Origin of the sequence: Undibacterium sp. Xuan67W (assembly GCF_049340165.1) — a bacterium.
Lineage (GTDB): Bacteria > Pseudomonadota > Gammaproteobacteria > Burkholderiales > Burkholderiaceae_D > Undibacterium.
In genome coordinates this window covers 1-26,806 of sequence record NZ_JBMPPN010000005.1, presented here as the reverse complement: position 1 = coordinate 26,806, position 26,806 = coordinate 1, and the positions used below count along the sequence as shown (strand labels likewise).

Annotated in this window: 21 protein-coding genes; 11 read left to right on the top strand and 10 right to left on the bottom strand. The window is 48.6% G+C overall.

Going from position 1 to position 26,806, the window contains the following annotated elements; all coding sequences use genetic code 11:
* Positions 1–69 precede the first annotated feature (69 nt).
* Positions 70–933 (top strand): tetratricopeptide repeat protein, encoded by an 864-nt coding sequence (locus ACO0LE_RS06035; protein WP_422959523.1) that lies wholly within the window; start codon positions 70–72, stop codon positions 931–933.
* A 65-nt stretch (positions 934–998) separates the two neighbouring features.
* Here the strand turns inward: ACO0LE_RS06035 and ACO0LE_RS06030 are convergent, their stop codons facing one another.
* Both ACO0LE_RS06030 and ACO0LE_RS06025 read right to left on the bottom strand, forming a co-directional pair.
* On the bottom strand, positions 999–1,946 hold the full coding sequence (locus ACO0LE_RS06030; protein ID WP_422959522.1) for an alpha/beta fold hydrolase: 948 nt from the start codon (positions 1,944–1,946) through the stop codon (positions 999–1,001).
* Positions 1,947–1,985: 39 nt separating this feature from the next.
* Positions 1,986–5,366 carry a S41 family peptidase gene (locus ACO0LE_RS06025; RefSeq protein WP_422959521.1) on the bottom strand — a complete coding sequence of 1,127 codons (3,381 nt, stop codon included), beginning with the start codon at positions 5,364–5,366 and terminating at the stop codon, positions 1,986–1,988.
* 325 nt (positions 5,367–5,691) lie between these two features.
* On the opposite strand from ACO0LE_RS06025, the gene ACO0LE_RS06020 reads away from it, so the two are divergent.
* Positions 5,692–7,473, top strand: a complete 1,782-nt coding sequence (locus ACO0LE_RS06020) for a glycoside hydrolase family 44 protein (RefSeq protein ID WP_422959520.1) — start codon at positions 5,692–5,694, stop codon at positions 7,471–7,473.
* Between the two features lie 85 nt (positions 7,474–7,558).
* Here ACO0LE_RS06020 and ACO0LE_RS06015 read toward each other — a convergent pair whose 3' ends face one another.
* The 3 genes from ACO0LE_RS06015 to ACO0LE_RS06005 all read right to left on the bottom strand — a co-directional run bounded on the left by ACO0LE_RS06015 (position 7,559) and on the right by ACO0LE_RS06005 (position 10,746).
* Positions 7,559–8,179, bottom strand: coding sequence for an FMN-binding negative transcriptional regulator (locus tag ACO0LE_RS06015; RefSeq protein ID WP_422959519.1), 621 nt, complete (start codon positions 8,177–8,179; stop codon positions 7,559–7,561).
* Positions 8,180–8,232: 53 nt separating this feature from the next.
* Positions 8,233–9,444 (bottom strand): acetylornithine transaminase, encoded by a 1,212-nt coding sequence (locus ACO0LE_RS06010; protein WP_422959518.1) that lies wholly within the window; start codon positions 9,442–9,444, stop codon positions 8,233–8,235.
* Positions 9,445–9,720: 276 nt separating this feature from the next.
* Positions 9,721–10,746, bottom strand: a complete 1,026-nt coding sequence (locus ACO0LE_RS06005) for a CDP-6-deoxy-delta-3,4-glucoseen reductase (RefSeq protein ID WP_422959517.1) — start codon at positions 10,744–10,746, stop codon at positions 9,721–9,723.
* A 23-nt stretch (positions 10,747–10,769) separates the two neighbouring features.
* On the opposite strand from ACO0LE_RS06005, the gene ACO0LE_RS06000 reads away from it, so the two are divergent.
* Positions 10,770–11,705, top strand: a complete 936-nt coding sequence (locus ACO0LE_RS06000) for an NAD-dependent epimerase/dehydratase family protein (protein ID WP_422959516.1) — start codon at positions 10,770–10,772, stop codon at positions 11,703–11,705.
* On the opposite strand, the gene ACO0LE_RS05995 is transcribed toward ACO0LE_RS06000, so the two are convergent.
* The 3 genes from ACO0LE_RS05995 to ACO0LE_RS05985 form a co-directional block, all read right to left on the bottom strand.
* A complete protein-coding gene (locus ACO0LE_RS05995) occupies positions 11,666–14,359 on the bottom strand; it encodes a CHASE domain-containing protein (protein WP_422959515.1) in 2,694 nt (897 codons plus the stop codon). The two genes, ACO0LE_RS06000 and ACO0LE_RS05995, sit on opposite strands and share 40 nt — an antisense overlap.
* Before the next feature lie 99 nt (positions 14,360–14,458).
* Entirely contained in the window at positions 14,459–16,240 is a 1,782-nt protein-coding gene (locus ACO0LE_RS05990; RefSeq protein ID WP_422959514.1) for a GspE/PulE family protein, read from the bottom strand.
* Positions 16,241–16,262: 22 nt separating this feature from the next.
* Positions 16,263–17,087: a methyltransferase domain-containing protein gene (locus tag ACO0LE_RS05985; protein WP_422959513.1), complete on the bottom strand. Its 825-nt coding sequence runs from the start codon at positions 17,085–17,087 to the stop codon at positions 16,263–16,265.
* A 280-nt stretch (positions 17,088–17,367) separates the two neighbouring features.
* Between ACO0LE_RS05985 and ACO0LE_RS05980 the strand changes: the two genes are divergently transcribed.
* A complete protein-coding gene (locus tag ACO0LE_RS05980; protein ID WP_422959512.1) occupies positions 17,368–19,413 on the top strand; it encodes a M13 family metallopeptidase in 2,046 nt (681 codons plus the stop codon).
* 147 nt (positions 19,414–19,560) lie between these two features.
* Here ACO0LE_RS05980 and ACO0LE_RS05975 read toward each other — a convergent pair whose 3' ends face one another.
* Positions 19,561–20,061, bottom strand: a complete 501-nt coding sequence (locus ACO0LE_RS05975; RefSeq protein WP_422959748.1) for a DNA-deoxyinosine glycosylase — start codon at positions 20,059–20,061, stop codon at positions 19,561–19,563.
* A gap of 284 nt (positions 20,062–20,345) precedes the next feature.
* Between ACO0LE_RS05975 and ACO0LE_RS05970 the strand changes: the two genes are divergently transcribed.
* The 7 genes from ACO0LE_RS05970 (at position 20,346) to ACO0LE_RS05940 (ending at position 25,716) form a co-directional block, all read left to right on the top strand.
* Positions 20,346–21,611 carry a YjgN family protein gene (locus ACO0LE_RS05970; RefSeq protein WP_422959511.1) on the top strand — a complete coding sequence of 422 codons (1,266 nt, stop codon included), beginning with the start codon at positions 20,346–20,348 and terminating at the stop codon, positions 21,609–21,611.
* 8 nt (positions 21,612–21,619) lie between these two features.
* Positions 21,620–22,672: a M48 family metallopeptidase gene (locus ACO0LE_RS05965; RefSeq protein ID WP_422959510.1), complete on the top strand. Its 1,053-nt coding sequence runs from the start codon at positions 21,620–21,622 to the stop codon at positions 22,670–22,672.
* 173 nt (positions 22,673–22,845) lie between these two features.
* On the top strand, positions 22,846–23,319 hold the full coding sequence (locus ACO0LE_RS05960; RefSeq protein WP_422959509.1) for a DUF962 domain-containing protein: 474 nt from the start codon (positions 22,846–22,848) through the stop codon (positions 23,317–23,319).
* A gap of 167 nt (positions 23,320–23,486) precedes the next feature.
* The gene (locus ACO0LE_RS05955) at positions 23,487–23,903 is read left to right on the top strand and encodes a glycine zipper 2TM domain-containing protein (RefSeq protein ID WP_422959747.1); all 417 of its coding nucleotides are present in this window, start codon (positions 23,487–23,489) and stop codon (positions 23,901–23,903) included.
* A gap of 152 nt (positions 23,904–24,055) precedes the next feature.
* Positions 24,056–24,661, top strand: a complete 606-nt coding sequence (locus ACO0LE_RS05950; protein ID WP_422959508.1) for a DUF4337 domain-containing protein — start codon at positions 24,056–24,058, stop codon at positions 24,659–24,661.
* A 138-nt stretch (positions 24,662–24,799) separates the two neighbouring features.
* Positions 24,800–25,573 (top strand): transporter, encoded by a 774-nt coding sequence (locus ACO0LE_RS05945; protein WP_422959507.1) that lies wholly within the window; start codon positions 24,800–24,802, stop codon positions 25,571–25,573.
* Between the two features lie 47 nt (positions 25,574–25,620).
* Complete coding sequence (locus tag ACO0LE_RS05940) at positions 25,621–25,716, top strand: hypothetical protein (RefSeq protein WP_422959506.1); 96 nt, start codon at positions 25,621–25,623, stop codon at positions 25,714–25,716.
* 317 nt (positions 25,717–26,033) lie between these two features.
* Here ACO0LE_RS05940 and ACO0LE_RS05935 read toward each other — a convergent pair whose 3' ends face one another.
* Positions 26,034–26,570: a hypothetical protein gene (locus tag ACO0LE_RS05935; protein WP_422959505.1), complete on the bottom strand. Its 537-nt coding sequence runs from the start codon at positions 26,568–26,570 to the stop codon at positions 26,034–26,036.
* Between the last annotated feature and the right edge of the window lie 236 nt (positions 26,571–26,806).

The following is a 26,806-nucleotide window of genomic DNA, read 5'->3' as shown; positions in this document are numbered from 1 at the left end:
TTTTCGCTGTCTTGGATTTTGGATAGACAAGATGCGCAGGTTTGTCCTAGTTCAGTGAGGGAGACGACAATGAGGCGTGTCAAAAAGGGATTGTTATTTCTTGTCGGTTTAGCGACCTTCACTACGGCCTTGGGTGACGGCATGATTGGTCCCTTACATATCTCCGATAGCGGAAATTCTTCGGTAACTCCAGATCTGATCACCTTAACGCAATTGGCAAACAAGGGCGATGCACATGCTCAGACCAAGCTTGGAGTGATGTATTTTCATGGTGACAGCGTTCAGCAAAATTATCAGCAAGCCATGCATTGGTTCCAGAGGGCTGCGGACAACGGGCATGCAGGTGCACAAACGAATTTGGGTTTGATGTATAGCAATGCTCTGGGCTTGCCTCAGGACTCCCAAAAAGCTGCGTACTGGTATCAAAAAGCGGCAGCACAGGGTTACTCCGTTGCATATCTGAATCTGGGCGTTTTATATTCATTGGGCGAGGGTGTCCGGCAGGATCTGAAACAAGCACTGATCTCCTATAAAAAAGCTGCATATCAGGGTAACCCGCATGCCCAGTACCGTTTGGGCACGATGTATGCAAACGGCAATGGCGTGCCTCATGACGATAAGAAAGCGGTATTTTGGTATGCAAAAGCTGCCGGACAAGGCTTGTCCAGCGCGCAGTTTAATCTGGGACTTAAGTATCTCAATGGTGAGGGAGTATCACAGGATGTGATTGAGGGATACAAGCTGATGATGATGGCGAGTTTTGATGCAGGTAAAAAATCTATGGATAGTCGCGACCTGGTGAGCGAGGGGGCGACTCAGGATTTGATTGACGACACCCAGCGCGTTTCAGAAACCTGGACACTAAGCTCTGAGACACAAGCTGATGATCAATCAAATATCAGTTTAATTGCAGAAGATATGCCTGATATCTAAGTGCTAGGATATGAGATCAGATGACGGTTCTTCGTATATCTGATTTTATACTGACGTATTTATAATTAGCGCAAGAAATCCTGCACTACTTTGAGCGTTGCCGCAGGATCTTCTTCTTGCGGAACATGTCCCAGCTGGTCAAAAATTTGTAACTGACTCCCTGGTATATCCCGATGAAATTCTTGTGCATATTTAACCGGTATCAGTTTGTCTTTTGCACCCCAGATGATCAATGTGGGTAGGTGCAAGGATTTAATCTTATCAGATCCGGCCCCGGCATCTAACTGCGAAAAACGCCTGACCAGTGCATGCCGGTTGCCCGCACGTAGCGTGGTTGCTATATATCGATCAACCAGTTCTGCTGTTACTTTACCCGGATTGCCGTAGACATTACGCACGCTCTTTTCCATCATATCTCGCGGTAAAGTTAATTCCACTAATTTATTCAACACCGGAGTGCGGGCAATTCTGAATCCTAGCGGAATAGATTCTGGAATAAATGCATAACCGGCAGCATCAACCAGGATTAATTTTTCTACCCGGTCTGGCCTGCTGGCGGCAACTTGCCATGCGATTTCACCACCGAGTGAGTTACCACCGAGGATACAGCGTTTTATTCCTAATTGATCCATCAGTTCGATGATGAAACGCACATACACCTGATTGCTGTAATCGTCTTGTACATTGGGGCCGGTTAAGCCAAAGCCAGGCAAGTCCATGCTGATAACCCGATGCTGCGTCTTCAGTACATCTGTCCAGCCTTCCCAGGTATGAAGGCTGGATGAGGTTCCATGGATTAAAATTATTGGCACTGGGTCGGAGGCGATACCCTGATCCCGGATATGTACATTCAATCCATGGAGATTGATGAAAGCCGAGGGTGCCGGAGCCCATTTTTGCTTTAAGTTCGCAAGAGGCTGATCAGGCGCCCATGTTGTGGCAACAAGCACGATCATAAAGAAAATAAGCGCAAGAAGCAGAATGCCAATGAATTGCATGCTTCGTTTTAGCATTGCTGCCTCCTAAGTTTATATATGTGAACCAAGAATCGATTATTTCAGGCTTGGTATTGCTTGTGGTTTCAAAGCCTTAACCGGTTGCTCTTTCAATTGACTATTCAGCATTTTCAACGCGACTTCCAATTGCTGGTCTTGCCCTGCAAAAGTCGCATGCGGAAGATTATCAACCTCAACGTCGGGAATCACACCCACCCCCTCGATCAGCCAGTGACCATCCATCGCAAATTGACCGTTTTCGGCAACTCTGACCATGCCATTATCGGCGAGACGATTATTGTCTGATAGCCAGACACCCGCACCCGCTGTGCGTTTCCCGACTAATGGTGCAAGTTTTAATGCTTTAATCCCTGCGGCAAAAGTTTCACCATCAGAATAGGTCAGTTCATCAATCAGGACAACCAGGTGGCCACGGAATGTTTGCTGCATGTTGGTGGAGGGTTGATTGTTCGGAGATGACCAGAAGGCCCAGGCTTTGCGCAATAATTTCTCAATAATCCAACTGTCGATATTACCGCCATTATTGCGGCGGACATCAATGATCAGGCCGTCTCGATCAATATTGCTATAAAAATCACGTGCAAAGCTGGCGATATCACGTGATCCCATTGCACGTAAATGTAAATAACCTATTTTGCCTTGAGATGCTGTATTCACGCGGTCACTGCGTGCTTGCTCCCAATCGCTATAACGCAGATTGTTTTGCTTGTCGATGTTGATGGGCGTGACGATGACTGCTTTAGCCGCGGCCTGTCCTCGCTGTATGTGCAGTAAAACCTGTTTGTCCGCCTGGTTTAACAGCAGATCAGAGATATCCCTTACGTCGGTCGTCTTCTTGCCATTGACCTCGGTAATCACATCGCCGTCTTTGATGTCCAGATCCGGTTGAGACAAAGGAGAGCGTCCGGCAGGTAATTCAGGTTCGCTATGGTAGATATGTTCAATGCGATAACCGTCTCCAGTTCGCGTCAGCACTGCTCCCAAACTTGCTGCCTGACCGTCTGGAGCCGCTTTGCGAATATCGCCAGGAGCGACTTGTGAATGCAGGGCACTGACTTCGCTGACCATCATGCCGAGTATGTCGTTGAGCTCTGTTCTGTCGGTGACACGATCAACCAGAGGGGCGTATTTATTGCGGATTTTGAGCCAGTCGACACCACGCATTTTGTCGTCATATAAAAAATCCCGGTGCATACGCCAGGCATCCACAAACATTTGCTGCCACTCTTCACGTGGGTTACTGTTAAACGACCAGTCATCAATTTTGACTTTCGCTTTACTAACGTCAGAGGGCTGTTTGGCACCCGCTTCCACAATCAGAAAGTCACTGGGAGCATGCGTCGCAAAGCTGCGGTAGTACACATGCTTTTTATCTGACGACAGGTCAAACTGACGCACGCCATTTGCAAAGACTTCCGGCTCAGGTGAGGTCTTGGTAATTGCCAGAGTTTTTAAAACGGCGTTACCTTCATTACCGTCTTGCTCCATGAAATACAGTCGCTTATCGTCTACCGCCAACCCGCGATAATTGCCAGATGCCAGTGGTACTTGATACAGCCGGTCGGCTAGTCCCGTATATTGGATAGCAGGCAGAATTTTTACAGCCGCATCGGTTTTTTTATCATCTTTAGTATCACCGGCGGGTTTGCCGGATGTTTTATCAGTGCTTTTGTCATCAGTTTTTTCCTTTGATTTATCTGCCTCTTTTTCGTTTGCCTTGCTTTCCACCTTATTTTCAATCTTATTTTCAATTTTACTCAGCTCGTCATCAGCCTTGAATGGAAAACGATTTGCTGACTGCAGAGCCAAGGCGTATATACCGCTGCGCTTGTCAAAAAACGGACCCATATTACGATCGCCCCAAGGTGATGGCGCCGTTGCCTGAAATGTTCTGGCAGATAAAAAATACAACCACTTTCCGTCAGGGGACAACGTCGGGGAGCGAGACTCATAGCGATCACTGGTCACGAATTGCCATTGCCTGGTAGCGACATCGTATAGACCAAGCTGTTCACGTTGCAGTCTGGAATTAGGCCGGGTGACTGCAATAGTTTTACTATCGGGTGACCAGACGATTTCTTCATGCCGGTCTACACCTATTTTTCCTGCATCATCAATGATGACATTGGATTTACTCGCCAGATCGAGGAGCCAGAGTCTGCCACGTTTATCGCTATGCGCCAGCCATTTGCCGTCAGGGGAGGGGACTAATTGCCAGCGATGCACATCGCCGTTATGAGTGAGTGCCTCAGCTTTGCCACTGCCGTTAGCAGGGAAGCGCCAAATCTCGTTTTCACCAGTGGCGTCTACGATCGCATAAACCCATTTGTCATCATGCGAAAATACCGCGGATCGTCCCCGTGCACCTGCTGGAAGCGCAATATCGATGCGCCTTTGTACGCCTGTACCTGCGATCGTCAAGTGTCCGCGAGCGGTGAATAGCAGGCGCTCTTCTTTGCCCGCCAATTCAACTTCAGTCAATTGTTCCAGTGGATTTTTTATTTGTCGATTGCGTTGCTGATCAAAGTCGGAGAGCGGATCAATATTGATACCTTGGTCCTTATTGCTTTCGATCTCGAGTACATGTAAATCGGCGCCAAGCTGATAGACGATTTTACCGTCACCTAGGGCTGCATTCCGGACATCCCAGTCCGCATGTTTACTCAGCGCCTGGATATTTTTACCGTCGGCATTAGCCGTCCATATGTTATAAGCGCCCTGGCGATCGCTCACGAAATAGAGCTGGCCTTTCCACCACATGGGACGTTTATTATTACTTTTCTCTTCAGGAAAAAGATTGATCGCTTCTGATTTTCCCTGCAGATCATATTTCCACAGCTGTGCATAGGCACCGCCACGATATTGTTTGGCGTTGTCGCCGGTCATGTGCAGACCATAACGTGTGAAATATAGGGTTTGACCGCTGTCATCGAGTACCGCTTCATTGGCATCGGCAACAGGAAATACTTGTCGTTGCAGAGTGAGCGGGTTGATCGCGGCGACTACCCGGTGTGCTGACGGACCAATTGAATTTTGCATCGTCGTCAGGACGTCACCTTGTTTCGACCAGCCTAATACGGTGACCACGCCATTCTCAAAACTGATGCGCTTAGGCACACCACCGGACAGCGGCATGACATACGCTTCCATCGCACCCTCATATGAAGCAGAAAAAGCTAACCATTTGCCGTCATGCGAGATTGCCGAGTTCAGTTCTGTCGCCGGGTGCGTGGTAAGTCTTTGCGCCTGCCCTCCGGTCTCAGCGACTTTCCATAAGTCACCTTCCGAGGTGAACACGACAGAGCCTCCTCTGATAGCAGGAAAACGCGGATAAGCCGGCACTGCATTGGCGAATAAGGACGTGGCAGCCAGTGCACAAAGAATAGGGGCTTTTAAACGCTGTGGTGAAATTTTCATGGGCGATAGTCGATGTCTGGGTAATGGTCTGGTGGATGATTTGGCGTTCGTGGTCTCGTTCAGTGATCTTGTGTATTGAGACACTTATTTTCTTGCTAAATCAGAAAATTATTTTGTCATATTTTCTTTTTATTTCCACCATTTGAGTATTTTTCTACACAAATTGAAGCTGAAAGGTAAAAAATAGTTGATGTGCGGCAATTATTTGGGGGAATTCCGGCGCATAATCGTATTAATAAATTTCCACATGGAAATAAATTTAACTGATGTGAGCAGGATTACGCGGCTAAACAAGGCTGATAAGACCGATTGATGCGAGGATGTCATGAGACCCAACGATGTGATGAAAGTTCTGATGCCTCTGGGCTTATTGTTGGGTGGAGTGAGTGCCCATGCGCAAAGTACCAGTTTTACGATTAACACGAGTCTTGAGCGTAAGGCGATCAGTCCGCTGATTTATGGATACAACGCTTATGCGGATGGTACCAACCGTGCGGGCTGGGAGAATCAGGGCGGGCAAGCCTCCCTGCAAAGTTTGAATCTCGCATCCAGACGGCTTGGTGGTAATTCCATGACCAGCTATAACTGGGAAAATGGTGTGAGTAATTCCGGTGAGGATTGGTGTAACTCATCCAATGCGGCTGTCAGTGCAGTCGCTGGCGCAGGTAATCCATCAACGGCGGCAGGGCTGGCCTATTACGCTCCCGGAGCTGCTCTGGTCAGCTTTCATGATCAATCACTGTCGTTAAATACCTATTCTTTATTGCAGCTTCCCGTCGCTGGCAAGCTCCCAAAAGACATCGTCAATCTGTATCCGCCAAGTTCATGCCAGGGATATGATTTGTGGCAGAGCTCAGCGGGGCCATCGAATATCGACACTGCCCGCTGGTTGACCATCGTGAACGATAAGCCAGCGTCTTTGGGGAGTTTATCTACAGCGCCGACTTTATCAGATGATTTTGTGTATCTGGATGAAGAATTGAATTTCCTGATTCAGAAATACGGCAACTCACAAACAGCAAGCGGGATAAAAGGCTATGAGCTGGATAACGAGCCGGATCTCTGGCATCACTGGGCAGATGCCAACAATGGCAGCGGTACGCATCCGAACTTGTATCCTGCGTTCACTACGGTCGCAGATGTCGTGCAAAAAAATATTGCACTGGCCTCGACGATCAAGAGAATGGATAGCTCTGCACAGACCTATGGGCCTGCGATCAGCGGTTATCTTGGCCTTTTTAGTCTTTGGGCTGTTTGGGATGGCACGCAATCCCATCAGCCTGCAGACTGGTCTAGTTATAACGTAGAACCATTTGTCAGCAACTCGACCGGCGATCGTTATCGTTACAACGGGATGACGATGGCAAATACCTACCTGTCAGCGATGAAAAATGCTTCGCAGCAAGCGAATAAGCGCTTGCTCGACGTATTTTCATTTCATTATTATCCGCAAGCCTCATACAACTCAATAGATCGGGTGCAAGCGACACGTAGCCTGTGGGATGCCAGCTATGTCGAACCGAGCTGGATTACACAAACCGGCAATGGATTTACAGACGGGCGCGGCTTACAAATCGTGACCAAGCTCAAACAGGCCATCAATGATTTTTACCCCGATACCAAGTTGGCGATTACGGAATACAACTTCGGTGGCAAAGATGACGTCTCCGGTGCAATTGCACAAGCCGATGCCTTAGGCATATTTGGCAAGCAAGGCGTCTACCTGGCGACGTATTTTGGTGATGCTGAGGGATTCGTTGCGTCTGGGTTCAAGATCTTCCGTAACTACGACGGCAGAATGTCGAGCTTTCCAGAGATATCCGTACAGGCACTGGCCAGCAATAATGCAAATGGCGCAGTCTATGCCGCAGTCAGTGCGGCCGATCCCTCTACTTTGCATATCATTGCCATTAACCGGCTCACTACCGCAATGACGGGCAACTTTCAGATTACCAATCCGGTGAATTTTAAAACGGCACAAGTTTGGGGCGTGAGTGGAACGACCACAGCAATTACCGCACAAACAGGCCTGAGCAATATTAAATCCAATAAATTCAGCTACCGGATGCCTGCCAGCTCAGTTTTGCATTTTGTTCTGAAGCCGTAAAATTCATGTAATCTCAAAAAACACTGGTGGCGTAACAGTTGTGACCTGATGGGAATGTGGAGTCATGGACAAGAAGATTCTGTATTTACTCCCAATAACCCAAGCGTCGCATCCACGCCGCGATATCGCGCTGACTCTCATCGCCAGTGTTATACAGAGTCTGTTTTGCGTCCGGAATATCTTCCGGTAAGCGATGTTGGCCAAGTTTAAATTTTCCTTCCAACTGATCAATCTTGATGCGAAAGGCCACTATGCCTTTTAATAAACCATCTCTTGCAGCATCCGGCATTTGATCAAAATTTAACTGGAAGTCAGGTTCATGATGAGTGATGAGCTTTGTCAGTACTGAAAGTTTTTCGGTCGCTTCGTGCATAACGCTCGCTTTGCCGCTTGCGTGAACGCTGATGTAGTCCCAGGTTGGTACCCGGTTACCTGGCTTGAATAAACCAGGTGAAACATAGGTATGCGGTCCGTGGAAAATCGCCATAGTGCGGTTTCCTTTTTCCATGGCTTGCCACTGTGGGTTGCTTCGTGCCATATGACCATCGATCACGATGTGTCCTTCATGTGCCTCTGCAAGTACCGGAATGTGACTGGCAAACGGGGTGCCGCCGATGTCACAGACCAGACTGACGAAGTTGTAGCGACGCATGACTTCCAATAGCAGCGCGGGATCATCTTGTTTAAAGTGAGGAGGAAGGTACATGCCACTGACTTTCTTATCGCAAAAGAGAGAGGGTACTGCGTCATGTCGTTACGTCACGCAGTACGGAGAGATGAGTTTATTTTTGGTTGTGTCAGCACTAGGCCGAGCATCACGATCATCTGGTCGATTTCTTCGGTGCTGACATTCAATGCCGGCATGAAGCGCAACAGATCCGGGCGCGGTGAATTCAGCAACAAACCAACAGGCTCCATATCGCGGGCGATTTCAACGATTTTTGCACCGATGTCGCTGCCGAGTTTAAGCGCACGCAATAAACCTTCGCCGCGCTCACCTTGCAGACCGAATTGCTCAGAGAGTTTCAGCAGTTGCTGGCTCAGATAGTCACCCTTTTGATTGACAGATGCTAAGAATCCCGGTGCCAGTAATTCTTTGATTACTGCTACACCAACTGCGGTAATCAGCGGATTTCCGTTATAGGTCCCACCTTGGTCTCCGGGTACGAAGCATGCAACTTCTTCACGGCATAGTAGTGCTGCCAGAGGTACGCCGCCGCCAATGCCTTTGCCTAGCGTCATGATGTCAGGCTCAATACCGGACAACTGATAGCCGAACAACTCGCCGGTGCGACCCATGCCGGATTGCACTTCGTCGACGATCAGCAGCACATTGTGTTGTTTGGTCAATGCGCGCAGTGCTTGCATGAATTCACGGCTCGCAGGGAGCACACCACCTTCGCCTTGAACCGGTTCCAGCATGACTGCGACCGTTTTATCGGAGATTAATTTTTCGACCGAGGCGATGTCGTTCAGATCGGCTTTTGGAAACCCTGTAACTTGCGGTGCAAAAATCGTGTCCCAGCCAGGTTTGCCAGAAGCTGACATCGTCGCCAGAGTACGGCCATGAAAACCGTGATCAAAAGTGATTATCTCGAACGCACCATTCTTGTTTTTCTGCCCCCATTTACGTGCCAGTTTAATGGCACCTTCGTTCGCTTCCGCACCGCTATTGGCAAAAAATACGCGGTCAAAACACGAATTGTCGGTCAGCAGTGTCGCCAGCTCGATTGCCGGTGCATTGTAAAAAGCAGGCGAAGGATTAACCAGTTTTTTTGACTGAGCAACCAAGGCATCTGTTATACATTGCGGTGAATGACCGAGGCAATTCACTGCCCAGCCTTGTAAATAGTCGAGATAGCGCTTGCCCTTGTGGTCAGTCAGCCACATACCTTTGCCTTCGGTAAAAACTAGCTCTGGCCTAGGTGTGATGTACATGAGGGCATTGACATTGTACTGACTGAATTCCATTTCAAAACTCCTGATTAGGGTGAAGGACGATGACTAGAGTGAATCGATAAAGCGAGCAGATATAAAAAAAGCCACAGGTGAGGCCTGTGGCTTAGATATGCTGTGCGGTTATTTGACGCGCACGTTCACTAACACATCTGCCCAGGCTCGCAGAGCGAGATACGACGTCGCGCGATATTTGGTGAAGACATGTCAGTAAAATTTTTCATAAAACGGATAGTAGGACGTTTTTTGCGATGCGTCAAAATGTTTTTTCAGTTTTTTTAACAGCAAGATTTATACTGCCAGATCCGCTTCTGAGGTGAATGAGTCAGCATAAAACTCGTCTTCCGGTAACTGACACTGTTTGACAAAGTCCCGTTTGGCAGAATCTACGACAACCGGAGCGCCACATGCGTACACCTGATAGCCAGACAAGTCTGCATGATCGGCAATCACGGCTTGATGCACAAAGCCAGTCCTGCCAGCCCATTGATCTTCTGCAATGGCATCGGATACCACTGGTATATAAGTGAGATTAGGCAGAGTTGTTGCCCATTCCTCGCACAAGCCATGCATATACAAGTCTTGCGGACGGCGTCCGCCCCAGTACAAAGCGACCGGACGTGTCGACTTGGTGTAGATCAGATGCTCAACGAGCGCTTTAATCGGGGCAAAGCCAGTACCGGATGCCAATAAGATAATTGGTTTTTCAGAATCTTCACGCAGGAAAAAGCTTCCCTGAGGGCCTTCGAAGCGCAGGATGTCGCGCTCTTTCAGCGTACCGAATACTTGGTCTGTGAACAGGCCGCCTGGCATGTGACGCACGTGCAGCGTAATTTGCTCGTCCATATGTGGCGCGTTCGCCATACTGTAGCTACGACGTTTGCCGTCACGCAGCATGAACTCGATATATTGTCCTGCGCGGTATTGCAGTCTCTCGTTGGCGGGTAACTGCAATGCAATCAGCATCACGTCGTCAGAAAGTTTTTCTAATTTTGCGACGCGGCTAGGCATTTTCTTCAGGGGATAATCGCCGCTTGCTGCGATCTCACGGGCTTCAATCGTAATATCTGCATCAGGTCTGGCGCAACAAAACAAGGCCCCCCCTTGTGCTTGCTCTTCGTCTGATAAGGCTCTTTGCTGGTGATTGCCATGGGTTACACTTCCGGCAATCACTTTACCTTTGCAGGAGCCACAGGCGCCGTTTTTGCAGCCGTATGGCAAACCTATGCCTGAACGCAAGGCGGCTGCTAAGACGGTTTCGCCTTCATCACAGCTAAACTGATGGCCACTTGGAGTAACAGTTACTTGAAAAGTCATACAATCCCGAATAAATAATGTCGATGAAAAATACTGTGGAAAAAAATACCAGAATCCGCTTCGCCAAACCCCGCCTGTTAATTCTCGGCTGCGGAGATGTCGGTATGCGCTTGCTACCTTTGCTTAAAGATCAGTTTCGCGTATTTGCTGTCACGAGTCAGCCTAGCAGACATGCCGAGCTACGTGCTGTCGGTGCCATACCGCTTACCGCTGATCTGGATCAGGTGCATACGCTAAGGCGTCTGGCAGGGCTGGCATCCCATATTATTCATCTTGCACCGCCGCGCAGTGAAGGGACATATGATCAGCGAACCCGAAATTTGATCGCCATTTTACCTGACAAGAGCTCGCTTGTTTATGTCAGCACGACGGGCGTCTATGGCGATTGTTCTGGTGTGGTCTTTGATGAAACACGGCCATTGCATCCACAAAACGCAAGGGCGTTACGTCGGGTCGACGCAGAAAATCAATTACGACAGTGGGCCAGGCGCAGTCAGTCTCGCCTCAGTATTTTGCGTGTCCCCGGTATTTATGCTGCAGACCGCCTGCCTCTGGAACGTTTGAATAAGGGAACTCCGGCACTAATTGACCGTGATGATGTCTATACCAACCATATTCATGCCGAGGATTTAGCTTATCTGATCCGTCTTGCTTTGTTTCGCGGCAGTGCCAACCGCGTTTATCACACGGTCGATGACAGTGACATGAAAATGGCGGCTTACTTTGATTTGGTTGCCGATGTGTTTGAGTTGGCCCGTCCACCGCGTTTAGCCCGCAGCGAACTTGCGCAGCAAGTATCACCGGTGTTGTTGTCGTTCATGTCCGAGTCCCGTCGTTTGCTGAACCAACGTATGAAATCCGAATTAGGTGCGCGCCTGACTTATCCGAATGTGCAGTACGGTGTAGCTGCAGCAAAATCTCAGCTATTAGCAGAGGTGACGATCGGCAAATCCAGATAAAAGCGAGAGCCGCGGCCCTCGATACTGGTAAAGCCGATTTTGCCGCCCATTTTTTCAATCATGGATTTCGATAGACTGAGTCCCAACCCTGTCCCTGCGTATTTACGTGCTGCCTTTGCATCTTCCTGACTGAATTTCTGAAAAATATTTTTCTGGAATTCAGCCGAAATGCCGATGCCATGGTCAATCACCTCCACTCTGACCCAGTCATCCAGCCGATTAATCTCTACGGCAACCTGACCGTTCTTCGGTGAAAATTTAATCGCATTAGAGAGCAGGTTGGACAGTACTTGCGTGAAACGTTGGGTGTCGACCGTCACGAGCATATCGGCAATCTGTTCTGCGTCAAACAGTAGTTTGATGGAAAAATTCTGCGCATAGCCTATATTGGCATCGACCGTCGATTTAACTAGGTCACGTAACTGGATGCTCTCCATCTGGAATTGCATGCCGCCGTATTCAAGCTTCTCAAAATCCAGTAAATCATTGATCAGTAAGGTCAGGCGTGATGCGTTATCGTTCGCCATCTGTATCAATTTTTTGATTGGCTCAGGTAAAGTGCCGCTGACACCTCCCATCAGCAAGCCGAGCGCGCCGCGAATCGATGTCAGTGGCGTACGTAATTCGTGTGACACGGCGGACACAAATTCACTTTTCAATTTTTCGATACGTTTTTGCTCAGATAGATCATGCAAAATCAATACCAGTAAATTTTGTGTTCCTAGTTCGACTTTTGCCAGCGCCAGTTCAAGAGGGAAATCGATATTGCCCCGTTTTTTGCCAATCACTTCCATGCGTGTAGGAATGCCATGATGCACATATTCTTCTGATAAATAACTTTGCAAGTAAGTGTTCGCGGTGTGATCCGGGAATAATTCTTTGATGTTGTGACCAAACAGCGTGCCTAGCGGATAAGCGAAGAGCGCTTCTGCTGACTGATTTGCCGATGCGATAAAACCACGCATATCCGTTGTCACAATACCTTCCGCGGCATTGGAGAGAATCGCACTCAGGCGCTCTTCGCTGTCATGGAGCTGACTGGTACGTTGTGCCACCAGCGTCTCTACATTAAAGGTGTGCGCTGTTGCGACAAGCAAATAAATACCCAGCAGACTGGAGAACATCAAGCCGCCTATCATGGTCGACCAGGTAATCCAAGAGATATGACTATCCCAGTAACTACGTGAGGGCTGTGCCAGAAACGCATATTGCCGACCGCCGAAATCAATCGTCGACTGGAACAAAAAAGTCAGGTTTATTTCAGAGATGGTGTCATAAAAAATACCATTCGCTCCAGGATAGGAAAGATCATAAAATTTCAGCAAGAAGAGTTTTTTTTCCTCTGGTGTGAGCAAATCGGCGATCAGGTTTTTGATACTGACGATGCTGACAGCCGCACCTCTAAATGCATTCTCCCGATCTTCTGTGGTGGTCAGCGCCTTACCCTGCTCATAGACAGGTGCAAATAGCATAACGGAGGAGTGAGAATCTTTTTCAGATATAAAAGCAATCGGATCGGTTGCTACTACATTGCCACTATCACGTGCCTCTTCGATGGCATTGCGCCTGGCGGTACTGGTGCCGATGTCATAGCCAAAAAAAGTTAAGGCATTCGCAAATGGTTCAATAAACGTTACCGGAAAATATTCCTTGTAGTCCTTTGCTTTGACGAACTCGCCTGAAGTGTTTTTTTCAGTAATCTGAAAATTGATAAAACCTTCTTGCAGCACTGCATTCTCAAATTTTTGCCTGTCTTCGCGTCCCACTCTCGGAATCCACAACAAGGCGGAGATTGCCTTATGCGTTTGCAGCGTATATTCATTAAAGATATTGAAGTCGGTGCGAGTGACGCCTTTAGATGCTGCAAATAAGCGTTCAATATTTTTCACCGCATCCGCATGCACATCCAATTGATTTTGCAGGCTCTGGCTCAATCGTGCTGCCTCCAGACGGAATTCAAGGTGTTGCTTTTGTTCTTCACGATGACGGATAAAAATAAACGCGACGAAGACCATCAGTAGGCAGATGGTTAGCGGCAGCATGACGCTATAGCGCCGTGAAAGCCAGATCTCACGAGGCTTCGCGAGGGGAATCAGTACGATCGGCGTGATCGTCAGCACACCCAGAGTATCGCCTATCCACCACGTGACCCAATGGCTGAGGATTTGCTCTGACGAGATCACGTCGAGGTGGTACAACGAGACGATACCAACGCTGGCACTGGTCAGGCATCCGATTAATCCTCCCCATACAAAGAACCGGAAAATCTCACGATCAATATTCAATGCCAGATTGTTCTTCAGTCTGGTGCGCACCAGATACGTGCTGATATAGGCTTGTAAGCATGCGCCGGTTGCGAGTAATGCGGGCAACAGCAGGCTTGTGAACTGAAATGATTTTGCATTGTCAGATCCGATGACGACATTGACCAGAAACGCACCGAGGAATACACCGGGCAGCAGCCGGTAGCCTTGCGTCAAAATGATACCTAAGGCCAGGCCGGCAGGCGGATACACGGCAATCGCATAACCGGGCGGTATGGCAAGCAGTAATGACAATCTACCCAGCACGGCATAAGCGATAGCTAAAGTCAGTATTTGAACAATCAAATTTGACTTCAGACTATGAAGTATGCGCTGAGCTAAAGCGGGCATTAAGATTCCTTAAGGATCATAAGCTGTCGACCTGCCGGTTTGGCATAGTCGATGCAAACACATACCAGGCAAAATCATACGACCAATACAAACACGTGATTACACTAATGACGATGTCACTTTGAGTACTTCATCCGCTGTGGTTAATCCCTCGATGATTTTATATGCGCCAGCAATACGCAAAGGCTTCATCTGATCTGAAACACTTTGTGCTCTGAGTGCATGAATATCAGACTCAGGACGAATCAATTTACTGAATGCCTGGGTTACGGTCAACAGCTCATACAGGCCTGTACGGCCTTTATAGCCGGTTAAACGACACTCGGGACAGCCTACCGGACGGTAAATCATTGCCGGTTTTGGAATTCCCCATTCTTCGGTCAGGCTTTTCCATACGGCATCCGGCATTTCACCGTCACCGGATTTACAGTGTGGACAAAGCGTTCTGACCAGACGCTGCGCCAGAATGCCTATCATGGTTGCTTCTAGTAAATAGTAGGGTACACCTAGTTCGAGCAGACGCATGATCGCTGATGGGGCATCATTGGTATGTAAGGTAGACAGTACCAGATGGCCGGTCAAGGCGGCCTGAATCGCCATCTCGGCTGTCTCCAGGTCGCGAATTTCACCGACCATGATGATGTCAGGATCCTGCCGCATCAGTGCGCGTACGCCGTCAGCGAAATTCAAATCAATCGACGACTGTACCTGCATCTGATTGAATGCTGGTTCTACCATTTCAATCGGATCCTCGACGGTACAGACGTTAACGTCAGAGGTGGCCAGGGCTTTTAGTGTCGTATATAGCGTTGTTGTTTTACCTGATCCGGTTGGTCCCGTGACCAGAATGATGCCATGTGGCTTGCTGGTCAGCTGATCCCAGCGCATCGCGTCTAACGGCGGAAAACCAAGTTCCGGCAATGTCTTGACGACGACTTCCGGGTCGAAAATACGCATGACCACTTTTTCGCCGAATGCTGTTGGCAAAGTCGATAAACGTAATTCGACCTCCTGGCCATCGGCTGTGCGTGTTTTGATACGACCATCTTGCGGGCGACGTTTTTCAATCACGTCCATACGACCTAGTAACTTGATCCGTGCGGTCATTGCAATCATGACGGTTGCCGGTACCTGATAAACCTGATGCAGCACACCGTCAATCCGGAAGCGAATTACCGCCAGTTCACGTTTTGGTTCCAGGTGAATATCCGATGCCCGCTGATCAAACGCAAATTGCCATAGCCAGTCAACAATGTTGATAATGTGCTGATCGTTCGCATCGACCTGTTTATTCGCCTTGCCTAATTCAACTAATTGCTCGAAGTTATTGCGTAAGGCAGCGTCGTTGTTACTCGATTTTTTCGCGTCTTTAATTGATTTTGCCAGAGAAAAAAACTGGGCGATGTATTGAGAAATATCAAGTGGATTTGCCAGTACCAGGCGGATTTCCTTGCGGGTGATTTTGGCGATCTCTGCCTGCCATTCGGTATTGAACGGATCCGTTGTGGCGATTGTCACGCTATCCGGTGTCGATTCGACAGGCAGAATGTTAAAACGTGTCGCGTAGGTCGATGACATCACATCCGAGACACGGGTGAAATCGATCTTTAATGGATCAATCCGGTAAAACGGGAGCTTGACCTTGTGAGCAGTCCACTCGGTGAGCCAGTCCAGCGTCAATTGCTGATGAGGTTTTTTGGCCGAATGCAATTTCGCCTGAGCCACGGCCGTCAGCGTATGCATGGCCGCCGGGCCGTTGCGCAAGATGGCCTGCGCATTGTTGAACTCTGTTTTCGCATTTTCCTTGAGGATGACGCCATCTGCCATCAGCCAGGTAAAAATTTGCTGCATGTTCAACGTGTGATGTGCTGATTTAGTCATGGTGCTCAGTTCGAAAAATAGTTCATGCAGGATCAGTCGCTGTCAGGAGTGCTTTGACCCAGGACTTGGCTGGCAACTTGGTCAGTGCCTTAATGTTATCGGCGCGTTGAGTTAACAAAGAAAAATCAGGTTTGATTGCCTTCTTGAAAGCGATCGCGACGACATTCCCGTCATGCACTTGCGGCAGGCACAGCACCTGATCGAATGCGTAGCGCAATGCCTTCAGGTTCTTTGCGTAACTCGGGTGATCACCAAATAAATTAACGGTCAATATGCCGTCTGGCACCAGACATGCCGCACACGCTTCGTAGAATTCTGCACTGTCCAGCACGGGGCCGCGTGCAGTTGCATCATATAAATCGACTTGTAAGACATCGAATTGCTCTAGATTCGCCGGGTCATTAACGAATTCCAGCGCATCCATTTCGATTACCTGAAGGCGATCATCATTGGCGGGGAGCTTAAACATGCTCTCGCAGATCGCGATCACAGCAGGATTCAGGTCCACGGCAGTGACTTTGGCCTGTTCAAACTGGCGATGACAAAACTTGGTCAGTGCACCGGTTCCCAGTCCCAGTTGCACGATATGGCGCGGTTCGCTGATAAACAGCATCCACGTCATCATTTGTTGCGCGTATTCGAGTTCTATCCAGTCGGGTTTGCGCAGGCGCATTGCGCCTTGTACCCATTCGGTACCAAAGTGCAGATAACGAACGCCATCAAGTTCGGACAGGGTGATGGGAGTAAACTTAGGTTTGCGGGCAGCCTTGGGGGACGCGGTCGCTGCGGCTCTGGGGCCTGAGCGATGGTTGGCTTCGGCTTCTATGGATTTTCTTTTGATCAGCATTTGTCCATTTTACCCAGTACAGGCAGAGAAATAGTGAATTCTTCGCAGGTCTTTACAAAAATTCGTACCTTAAGCAGGCCATCATCCGTCGATTTTGTAAAAAAGCTGCGAATATCACCATCGCGTTTCTCTGAAAACCGTGACAATGCTATGCGATATGGTGCAAAGCCGCATCGGAATAAGCCGGCAAATTGGAACCTTTTGTTACATATATAATCGTATGCTTACTATTTCTGGCTACCAGCCCATTTATTGACTCTTCCCCAAAAAGGACAACGCTGTGAAAAGACATCTCCTAAGTGCACTGACCTTAAGTTTGCTTGCCGGTTTCGCCTCTGCTGCTGACGCACCTAAAACGACAAAAACCGGGCCACTCTCTGGCATTGATGTTGAATATATCGAGCCTTCCGTACGTGCCCAAGATGATTTTTTCACGCATTTGAATGGTAAATGGCTCAAAACCACCGAGATTCCTGCGGATAAATCCAGCTGGGGCGCGTTTGCGAAATTACGTGATGACACGCTGCCACAACTGAAAAGCCTGATTGAGACAGCGCAGCTAGAAAAGAAAAAAGCGGGTTCCGATGAGCAAAAGATCGATGATTTTTACAGCAGCTACATGGATGAAAAAAAGCTAGAAATCTTGGGTTATAAACCGCTGACCGGCGAATTGCAGGCGATACGTGCGATCAAAGATAAAAAAGCGATTCCAGCCCTGATCGCTCACATGAATCAGATCGGTGTTGGCGCGCCTTATGCGATCTATGTCGGACAAGACGCCAGAGAATCAAGCAAGTATGCCGCCTACCTGACTCAGGGAGGTCTGGGTTTGCCGGACCGTGATTATTATCTGAAAAAAGATGACGCAAAACTCGCCGATGTCCGCGCGAAATACGAGAAACACATAGAAAAAATTCTTAGCCTGGTCGGTGAGAAAGATGCAGCCGCGCGCGCCAAAACTATTGTAGCCTTAGAGACCGCCATTGCAGAAGTCCAGTGGACAAAGGTAGAGAACCGCGATCCGGTCAAGCGTTATAACAAACTGGCAATTGCGCAGCTCGACGGTATCGCACCGGGCTACGATTGGAAAACTGCCTTGTCCTCATCAGGCATCGCGAATAAAGTCGATTACGTCATCGTCAGTCAGCCAAGCTATGTGACGGGTTTTAATCAGGTACTCAATAATACCGATCTGGCCACTTGGAAATCGTATTTTGAGTGGCATCTCCTGCGCAGCTATTCCGAGTATTTGTCTAAAGATTTTGTTGATGCAGATTTCGCGTTTTATGGCACGACGATTACAGGTGTGACCGAAATGCGTCCTCGCTGGAAGCGTGGCGTTGCCTCGGTCGAAGGTGCTTTAGGCGAAGCCGTGGGGAGAAAATATGTAGAACAATATTTTCCGGCTGAGCGCAAAGCGCGCATGGAACAATTGGTCAAAAATTTGCTCGTCGCCTATAAGCAAAGTATCGACACTCTGGACTGGATGAGTCCGGAAACCAAAAAAGAAGCGCAAGCCAAACTCGCTAAATTCACACCAAAAATCGGGTACCCCAACAAGTGGCGCGATTATTCCGCGCTGACTGTGGTCGCCGGTGATCTGGTCGGTAACGCTATGCGCTCCAGTACCTTTAGCTACAACCGCCGCATCAATAAACTAGGTAAGCCGATTGACAGAGAAGAGTGGGGCATGACACCGCAAACAGTGAATGCGTATTACAGCTCTACCATGAATGAAATCGTCTTCCCCGCCTCGATTTTGCAGCCGCCATTCTTTGATATGCGTGCCGACGATGCCGTAAACTACGGTGCAATCGGCGCCGTAATCGGTCACGAGATCAGCCATGGTTTTGACGACAAAGGTAGTCAGTCGGATGGTGACGGCAACCTGCGCGACTGGTGGACCAAAGAAGATCGTAAAAACTTCTCCGCAAAGACCGACATGCTGGTCGCCCAATACAATAGCTATAGCCCATTACCCGGTTATAACGTGAATGGCGAACTGACGCTGGGTGAGAATATCGCCGACAATTCTGGTGTTGCCATTGCCTTTAAAGCATATAAATTGTCATTGAATGGCAAGGATGCACCGGTGATCGACGGATTGACTGGCGATCAGCGGTTTTACATGGGATTTGCACAGGTATGGCGCAGCAAAATGCGTGATGCACAGCAGATCGTCCAGGTTAAAACCGACCCGCATTCACCAGGCCAGTTCCGTGCGAATGGTACGATGGTCAATCAACCCGGCTTCTACGAGGCGTTCGGCGTGAAAGAAGGCGACAAAATGTATCTGGCACCTGAGAAACGCGTGATCATCTGGTAACACTCGGATAATTCGTCTGCAGTCAGCAACTTTGCAATGGCCTAATGAACATTAGCATCCGAATACCGGGCTGGTAGCCCGGTATTTTTTTGCTCGTTTGATTGGATGGAGAAAATGAATGTAATGCAAATTGAATTAACTCATTGGTCAATTCGATTGGAGCTGCTTCCACTCCATTAATTTTTCCTCAAAACTCCGCATCGCATTAGCTGGTGATGATGATGGCAAAATCATCGTAGTAAAACCTAGCGCTTCAAACTGTGGTGCAAACTTACCCGACGCCTTGCCATTAAAAGCCATACGCTTTAGTGCCGGATACTGTTCGCGCAGCCATGCAAATTCGTTTGCCTGGGCATTGCGGATATTGGTATCCAGACTGCCTTTACGATGACAGGTATCGATCACATCCCATAGACCAAAACCATGCACCAGCAAGCGTGGTAGCCGTTCTTCATACGTCAGCGATGCCAGATCCTCCTCCGTCACTGCCGATATCAGCCGCCAGAACTGGTTGTGCCGGTAGGCATAATATTGCCGTGCCTCCAGCGATGCGACCCCGGGAAAACTGCCCAGTATCAGCGTATGTGTCTGTGCATTGATGACCGGCGGGAAGCCGGATAAATTGCTTACATCGTTTGCAAGATCCATTTTCATAAAAATCTGGCCATGCGCGGCTTCTTGAATAAGGGGAATACAAATAAGATTTTTAGTCGATCCAAAAAAACACCGTCAGCGATTCAGGGCAAATTAAAGTTGACGCACTAAAAATTTTTAACATTTTTTAACAAAATTTCTTTAATACTAATTATGATCCAGTCTCGCCAAAAATAAATCCCTCACGATCTCGTTTGAATCAGCGTAAAAGCCGATGGCGACTGACAGAGATGAGGCGCAAGACACGATAATTCGACGATTACATGCAAATGGACCAAATGGACCAAATTGATCATATGACAGATCAGACTCCCGTTGACGCAAGCGCGCTGGCAGGCACTCCCAACCCTTCGAACTCCGCTGATTTTTCGCCAGCGATCACATTAGCAGCGTATGCGGATTCGCTACACGATCAAGTCGCCAAGACATCGCCGGTCACGAATCAGGATATCTATTTTACTGGTAGTGGCAAAGAATATTTCCGAATCTGGATAGTGAATCTGTGCCTGACGATTGCAACCTTCGGTATTTATTCTGCCTGGGCTAAGGTCAGGCGCTTGCAGTATTTTGACCGTAATACGCAGTTGTCTGGCGCTGTCTTCAATTTTCACGGTGATCCGGTGGCGATTCTGCGTGGCCGCCTGATCGCTGTCGTACTGCTGTTTGCGTATCACTATGTATTCCAGTTATCCAAGACGATAGGGATTCTCGTTGTTGCCTGTATCTTGCTTGGAATGCCGATGATGTTACGTAGTGCGCAGCGTTTCCGTTTGCGTAATACCAGTTATCGTGGCTTGCGATTTAATTTTCACGGATCGGTGACGGGAGCGTATCTGACTTATCTGCCGGTCGTTACTGTATTTTTATTACCCGGACTAATTGGTGCTTTGTACCCACACAGGCCGCTATGGATTTCTGTTTCCCTACTTAGTTATCTCGCCTGGCCGTGGTTGCATGCCAATATGAAGCGATATCAACATGGGAATTTTTCTTATGGAACCCTGCAGTCTGATTGCACATTAAAAAGATCGGCGTTTATCTCCACCTATGTAGTCGCTGGATTCTTCATGCTCGGCGTCGCTGTCGTTGTTGGCATTGCCTCTGGCGTTGGCGTTGCCATTTATCAGCATATTGTTGCGTCCAATGCGGATCCTTTATTACGCAGTCAATTTTTTGTAACCGTTCTGGTCGCCATTGCTGCCTTACTTTTCGCTTACTTCGCTTACCTCGTTTGTGGACCGTTTGTGCAAGCGACGATCTGGAACAAGGTATGGTCATCTACCTTGCTTACCGGATTTACGATTCACTCCGCAGTACCTCGCTGGAAATATCTGAAGTTGCAATCCGTGAATGTCATCCTGACCTTATTGACACTCGGCTTATACAGACCGTTTGCCGTAGTACGTGCGTACCAATTCAGGTTGAAACATGTGCAGATTGCTGGTCCGGGTTTTAATGCGATTCAGTCCGGAACCGGTATCGCGAGCAATAGTGCCGCTGGCGACAGCTCAGCAGATTTCCTTGGTTTTGATCTTTCCTGGTAGGCCAGACAATGATGAATGTAAATTATTTTGATGGCATACACGCGAAAATTCAGCAGGCAACGCTCGCAATCAGGGCGACTGACGTGGTGTTGATTGGTGAGGGCGTCAATAAGACTTTTTTATCAAAAAACATCTCTATTGAGGAGCCATTCTTTAATGCGCCTTGTTTTATTTCATTTCCTGATGGCTCGCATTGTGAAGTAAACGATCTGGAGTCGCGCCGCGAATTACTAACGCAACTCGGATATAAAAAATCTTTGGTAGAGCGCTGGCAAGATCAGTGGCTGGCATCATTGATCGCCATTCTCGCCATGGCAGGAATACTGTTTGCTGCGCATCATTGGGCGATGCCATGGATCTCCGACAAAGTCGCAGTAGTTGTACCTGATGAACTGGAAAAGAAATTAGGCGCGCAAATTATAGTTGCCCTGGACGACAGCATTTTGCAGCCGAGCAAGCTCAGCGATAAAACGATTAGTCAGGCAGACCAGTTGTTTCGTCGCTTGGTGCCGAAAGACAGTCGCCTGCCAATTCATCTGGAGGTTCGTTTCTCGAAACAAATAGGTGCTAACGCATTTGCACTGCCCGGTGGAACCGTGGTTGTGACCGATCAGATGATGGATCTGATTGTCGGCGTCAGTGGCAACGATATCTCTGGCGCTCTTGCGGGCGAGCTGAGCGGTGTATTTGCACACGAGATCGGACATATAGAAAAACGACATGCCATGAGAGGACTGATTAATGACTCTTTCATCACCGTAGTGATGGGAACTTTATTCGGTGACTTTAGCGGCGTAGCGGCTTTCGCACCGACGATCTTGTTGAGAACAGAGTATTTCCGTGCGATGGAGTCGGAGGCGGATGAATATGCGATTCAATTGCTGAAGGCAAATAATATTTCACCGAATCATGTCGCCAATCTCTTTGAGTTCCTTAGTGAAGAAAATCAGCGTAAGCGCAAAGTCAATCTACCTACATGGCTAGAGAAGGTCTCGAGCTATACCGCAACGCACCCGCCAACAAGGGAGCGGATGGCGCGTTTTCGTCAAGCCGTGGAGTAGCACCGATGAGAGGGTGACTTGTCTGGTTGCAATGCAAGAGGGTTGAAGCGTTTGAGGTCTATGAGGCCTCCGCCGCGTCTATCTGCGCCTATTGGTGATAAATCCGAGTTTTCTTTGTTTGTGGATTAGAATAATCAGATAACAGCAGTTCACTATGATAGAGGAGACAAACCATGAGCAAACCCATTAGTAACACCAGTGCAGAACAGCAAGCATCTGGCCGTGCCGTCGAGCAGTTGTTGGAAAAATATGCCGAGAGTCATCGCAATCCGACCAATGAATATATTCATTTCGTCTGCGTACCGGCGATTATGTGGACAGTGCTGGGGCTGATCTGGGCGATCCACCCGGTAGTTGCGGTCGGTGCCGCGCTGCTGGCGCTGATTTATTACGTGTCCTTGTCCATACCGTTTGCGGCCGGTATGAGCCTGATGGCGGCGGTAATGCTGGGGATTCTTTATGCCTTACCTGCTAGCTGGATTTTGCCTTTATCCGTCGGCGTCTTTGTTGTCGCGTGGATATTTCAGTTTATCGGTCATAAGATCGAGGGCAAGAAACCCTCATTCTTTGACGACCTGCGGTTTCTGTTGATCGGCCCCTTGTTTGTCCTCGGTTTTTTATATCGCCGGCTAAAAATCTCGTATTAATTTGTTACAGTTATAGCTGATGATCTGCGCGACAATTTGTCTGTAATCGGAACGTTTTATTACTCGACGCGTCCAATCGTCAGTTCAAACACCGTAAGGAGAGTATCGTGAAAAAAAGTCTTATCCTCAACTCCATCACCGTCATCACTGTTGCTACTACGGCTGCTATGCTCAGTGCCTGCGCCGTTGCTCCAACTTCCAGCAATGTGTATCGCACCAGCCAGACTCAGAACGAACAATCCGTTCGTATGGGCGTGGTTGAGTCCGTGCGTGAAGTGCTGATTGATAAAGGTCAGAGTGGCGTAGGTACTGCGGCTGGTGCCGCCCTGGGCGGTATTGCAGCAGGTTCCAGCATCGGCAAGGGTAACGGCTCTCTTGCTGCCGGTATCATCGGTGCAGTCGCCGGTGGCATGATCGGTCAAAGCGTTGAATCCAATATGAACAATCGTAAGGGCTTTGAAATTACGGTGCGCCTCGATAATGGCGAGATGAAGGCCATCACCCAGGATGCCGATGAATTATTTCGCGCAGGAGAGCGCGTACGTTTGTTGTCCAACGGCCGGACAACTCGTGTGACGCACTAATTGTTACTCGCCACTAAAGCGAAAAAACAGGATCAGACCTCGTGATATACGAGGTCTTTTTCTATCTGAATCACATAAAAAAGCTTCATCACACAATCAGCTAAAAAGTAACTCATAACACGCTCACAGCACGCTCATAAGGGACGCACAACATGGATATTGACCCGTTAGAAACCGTTGAAAAACTCGAAGAATCGAAACCCGCAGATCGCACAGCGATGCGCCTCAATATGCTGGTTGCGATCACGGTAGCGATACTCGCTACCTTCATGGGAATCTGCAAAGTCAAGGACGACAATATCGTTCAATCGATGCAGCAGGCACAAGCGAATAAGCTCGACCACTGGGCGTTTTATCAGGCCCGTAACATCCGGGAGGAAGTCGCCAAATCAACCATCGTGCAATTACGCTTAGCCGCCTTATCAAAGTCTGCCGAGGACAAAGCTGCTTATCAGACCGCCATCGCCGATTATGAAAAAGTCGCTGCCGAACAATCGCGTAAAAAAGAAGAATTAAAAACCCAGGCAGAGCAGGATCAGAAGGATTATGACGCCGCCAACTTTAAAGACGACCAGTTCGACTTGTCCGATGCCTTGATCGCGATTGCGATTTCCTTACTCGCCGTAACAGCGCTAACCCATCAAAAATGGCTGTACTGGCTCGCTCTCGTACCCACCGCCTGCGGCTTCTACATGGGGCTGGCAGGATTGCTGGGTTGGGCAACACATCCCGATAGTCTGATTCGCTTATTGTCGTAATGGATTGGTTTTTAGACGTTTTTAACATCGAGCAAGCAGGTTTTATGCGGCTCCTAGCCTGATATAGGGCTGGAAGCCGCGTCAACATTGCGGATTCATTTTTAGAATTTCCTTTTTCAATTTAATCAGAAAGCAGCCATGTCCTCATCTCACATCCTCAAATGGCTCAGCGCCAGCGCACTCGCCAGCCTAAGTCTGATTGCCTTGGCTGATGATGACGCAGGTGTCACGCCATATCGTCCCTCCGTATCAAGTCCCGCACAGTTACCGCTGCCAGGACAACTGGAGCTAGAAATGGGGCTGCTGAGCAGCAAGCAAGGTGACGCACGACGTGGCAGCCTGCCATATCAACTCAAGCTCGCGTTCAATCCTCAGTGGGGCATTCTGATTGGTGGCGAAGCGCTGGTCTCCGCCAGAGACGACAGCGGTAATCGTGCACGCGGCCTGGGCGACACTACTCTGGTGCTGAAGCGCGCGTTCCTGATCGACGACAGCAGCGCACTCGGCCTAGAATTCGGCATCAAAACACCGACCGCCAAAGACAGCATCGGCAGCGGTAAAACCGACTACAGCATCAACGGTATCTACAGCCAAGACATCGGCAAAGTCCACATGGACGCTAACTTGAACTTCGTCCATCTCGGTATCGCAGACCCCGGAACCTCCAGCACGCAGACAGGATTATCCGCCTCATTCTCCACGCCTATCGCCGACAAATGGGGCGCGACAGCAGAACTCAGCGGCACCCACCGCAGCGGTAGCGACAACATCTCACAAATATTAGCTGCACTAGCCTACAGCCCCAGCAACCGAGTGACGATTGATTTTGGCGTCGCCAAAGGACTCAACAAGGCATCACCGGATTTGTCTTTGTTTACGGGGATTGTGTTGCCGCTGGGGCGCTTGTGGTGAGATTTTGTGGCGTTAGAGCGCGGTAATAATTCTGGCAAAGTGCAGAGATGTCTGCGCTGAATTTGTTACTTACTATTTTCAAAAATAGTCATGCCAATGTCATCTTTGTTTTACCTGACATCATCGGTAGTTTTTATCACTGAGATTTACTGGACAAACTTTGTTGACTGCGCATCTGGAAGATTTTAGTTACACAAAATATCCCCTCAGCGATCGCTGAGTCAGCGTTCAGGATCGTGGCTCGCATGGCGCTACTTCTGCCATGTACTGTTGGTCAAGCTTGTCCATGACTGATCCGCCGTATTCGTTGTGTCGGCGGCTCTATAGTATGTTAGGGGGGAGTTTTCGATGCCACGAGAGTCGTCTTTCCCGCCTAGTGCTTCTTAACGGTTAATTCACTGGACTATGTATCTTTTCACACAAGTTCGGTGGAGTAACGGGTTTTGCGTCACAGTGCTGTTTAGCAGTTTTTGCATACGGCATCCATTTTTCTGCAGAAGTGTTCCCACAACTGTTCGTCTGTTTGAATCTTCTCCGCATACTTATTAACTTCCTGTCGGAGTGCACAAAGAATTGCTGAGGCATTTATGGCTTTTTTTTCGGTATCAAGTAGTGGCCCAGATCTAAGAATGCGCCAACCACCCCTTGACTCGCTTTGATGCAAGATGCCACAGCGAATATCTTTGTAGAACCAGTCACCCGCAATGCCTAGAACTCGCAGGGAGGTATCACGTGCTAGAAAATCACGAAACATCTTCTTGCTTTTACCATCAGTGTCAGTCAAACCCTGATAGAAGGATTCCAATGTTTCAATAACAAGGCAAGCAACTGCAAGCATGGTAAAGCCGTGCTTATACGATGAATCAATAGGTTGAAAGTAACGCTCTTCATATCTTTCAACAAAAAAGTGAGTAAGCCTCTCACGGTCGTTCGCTGCCTTCCATTTTTTGTAGTCAGCAACGGAAGTCGATGAAGATAGTTTTGTGGAATCGGCCATTGCATTTTCTCCCTTATGATGGCGATAACAGCCAGCGCTTAGGCTAGCTAGTGGTGCCTAGGAACTAGATTTCACTGTCCCTAAACTTGACTTATTTCAACCTCATGCATGAACTTCCCAGCTTTCACTATACAGATTTAAGCCTCATAATCTAGTTCAAAGAAGAGGTGCTTATGTCTGGCAAACGATTTACTGAAGAATTTAAAAAAGAAGCGATTAAGCAGGTAACGGAACGA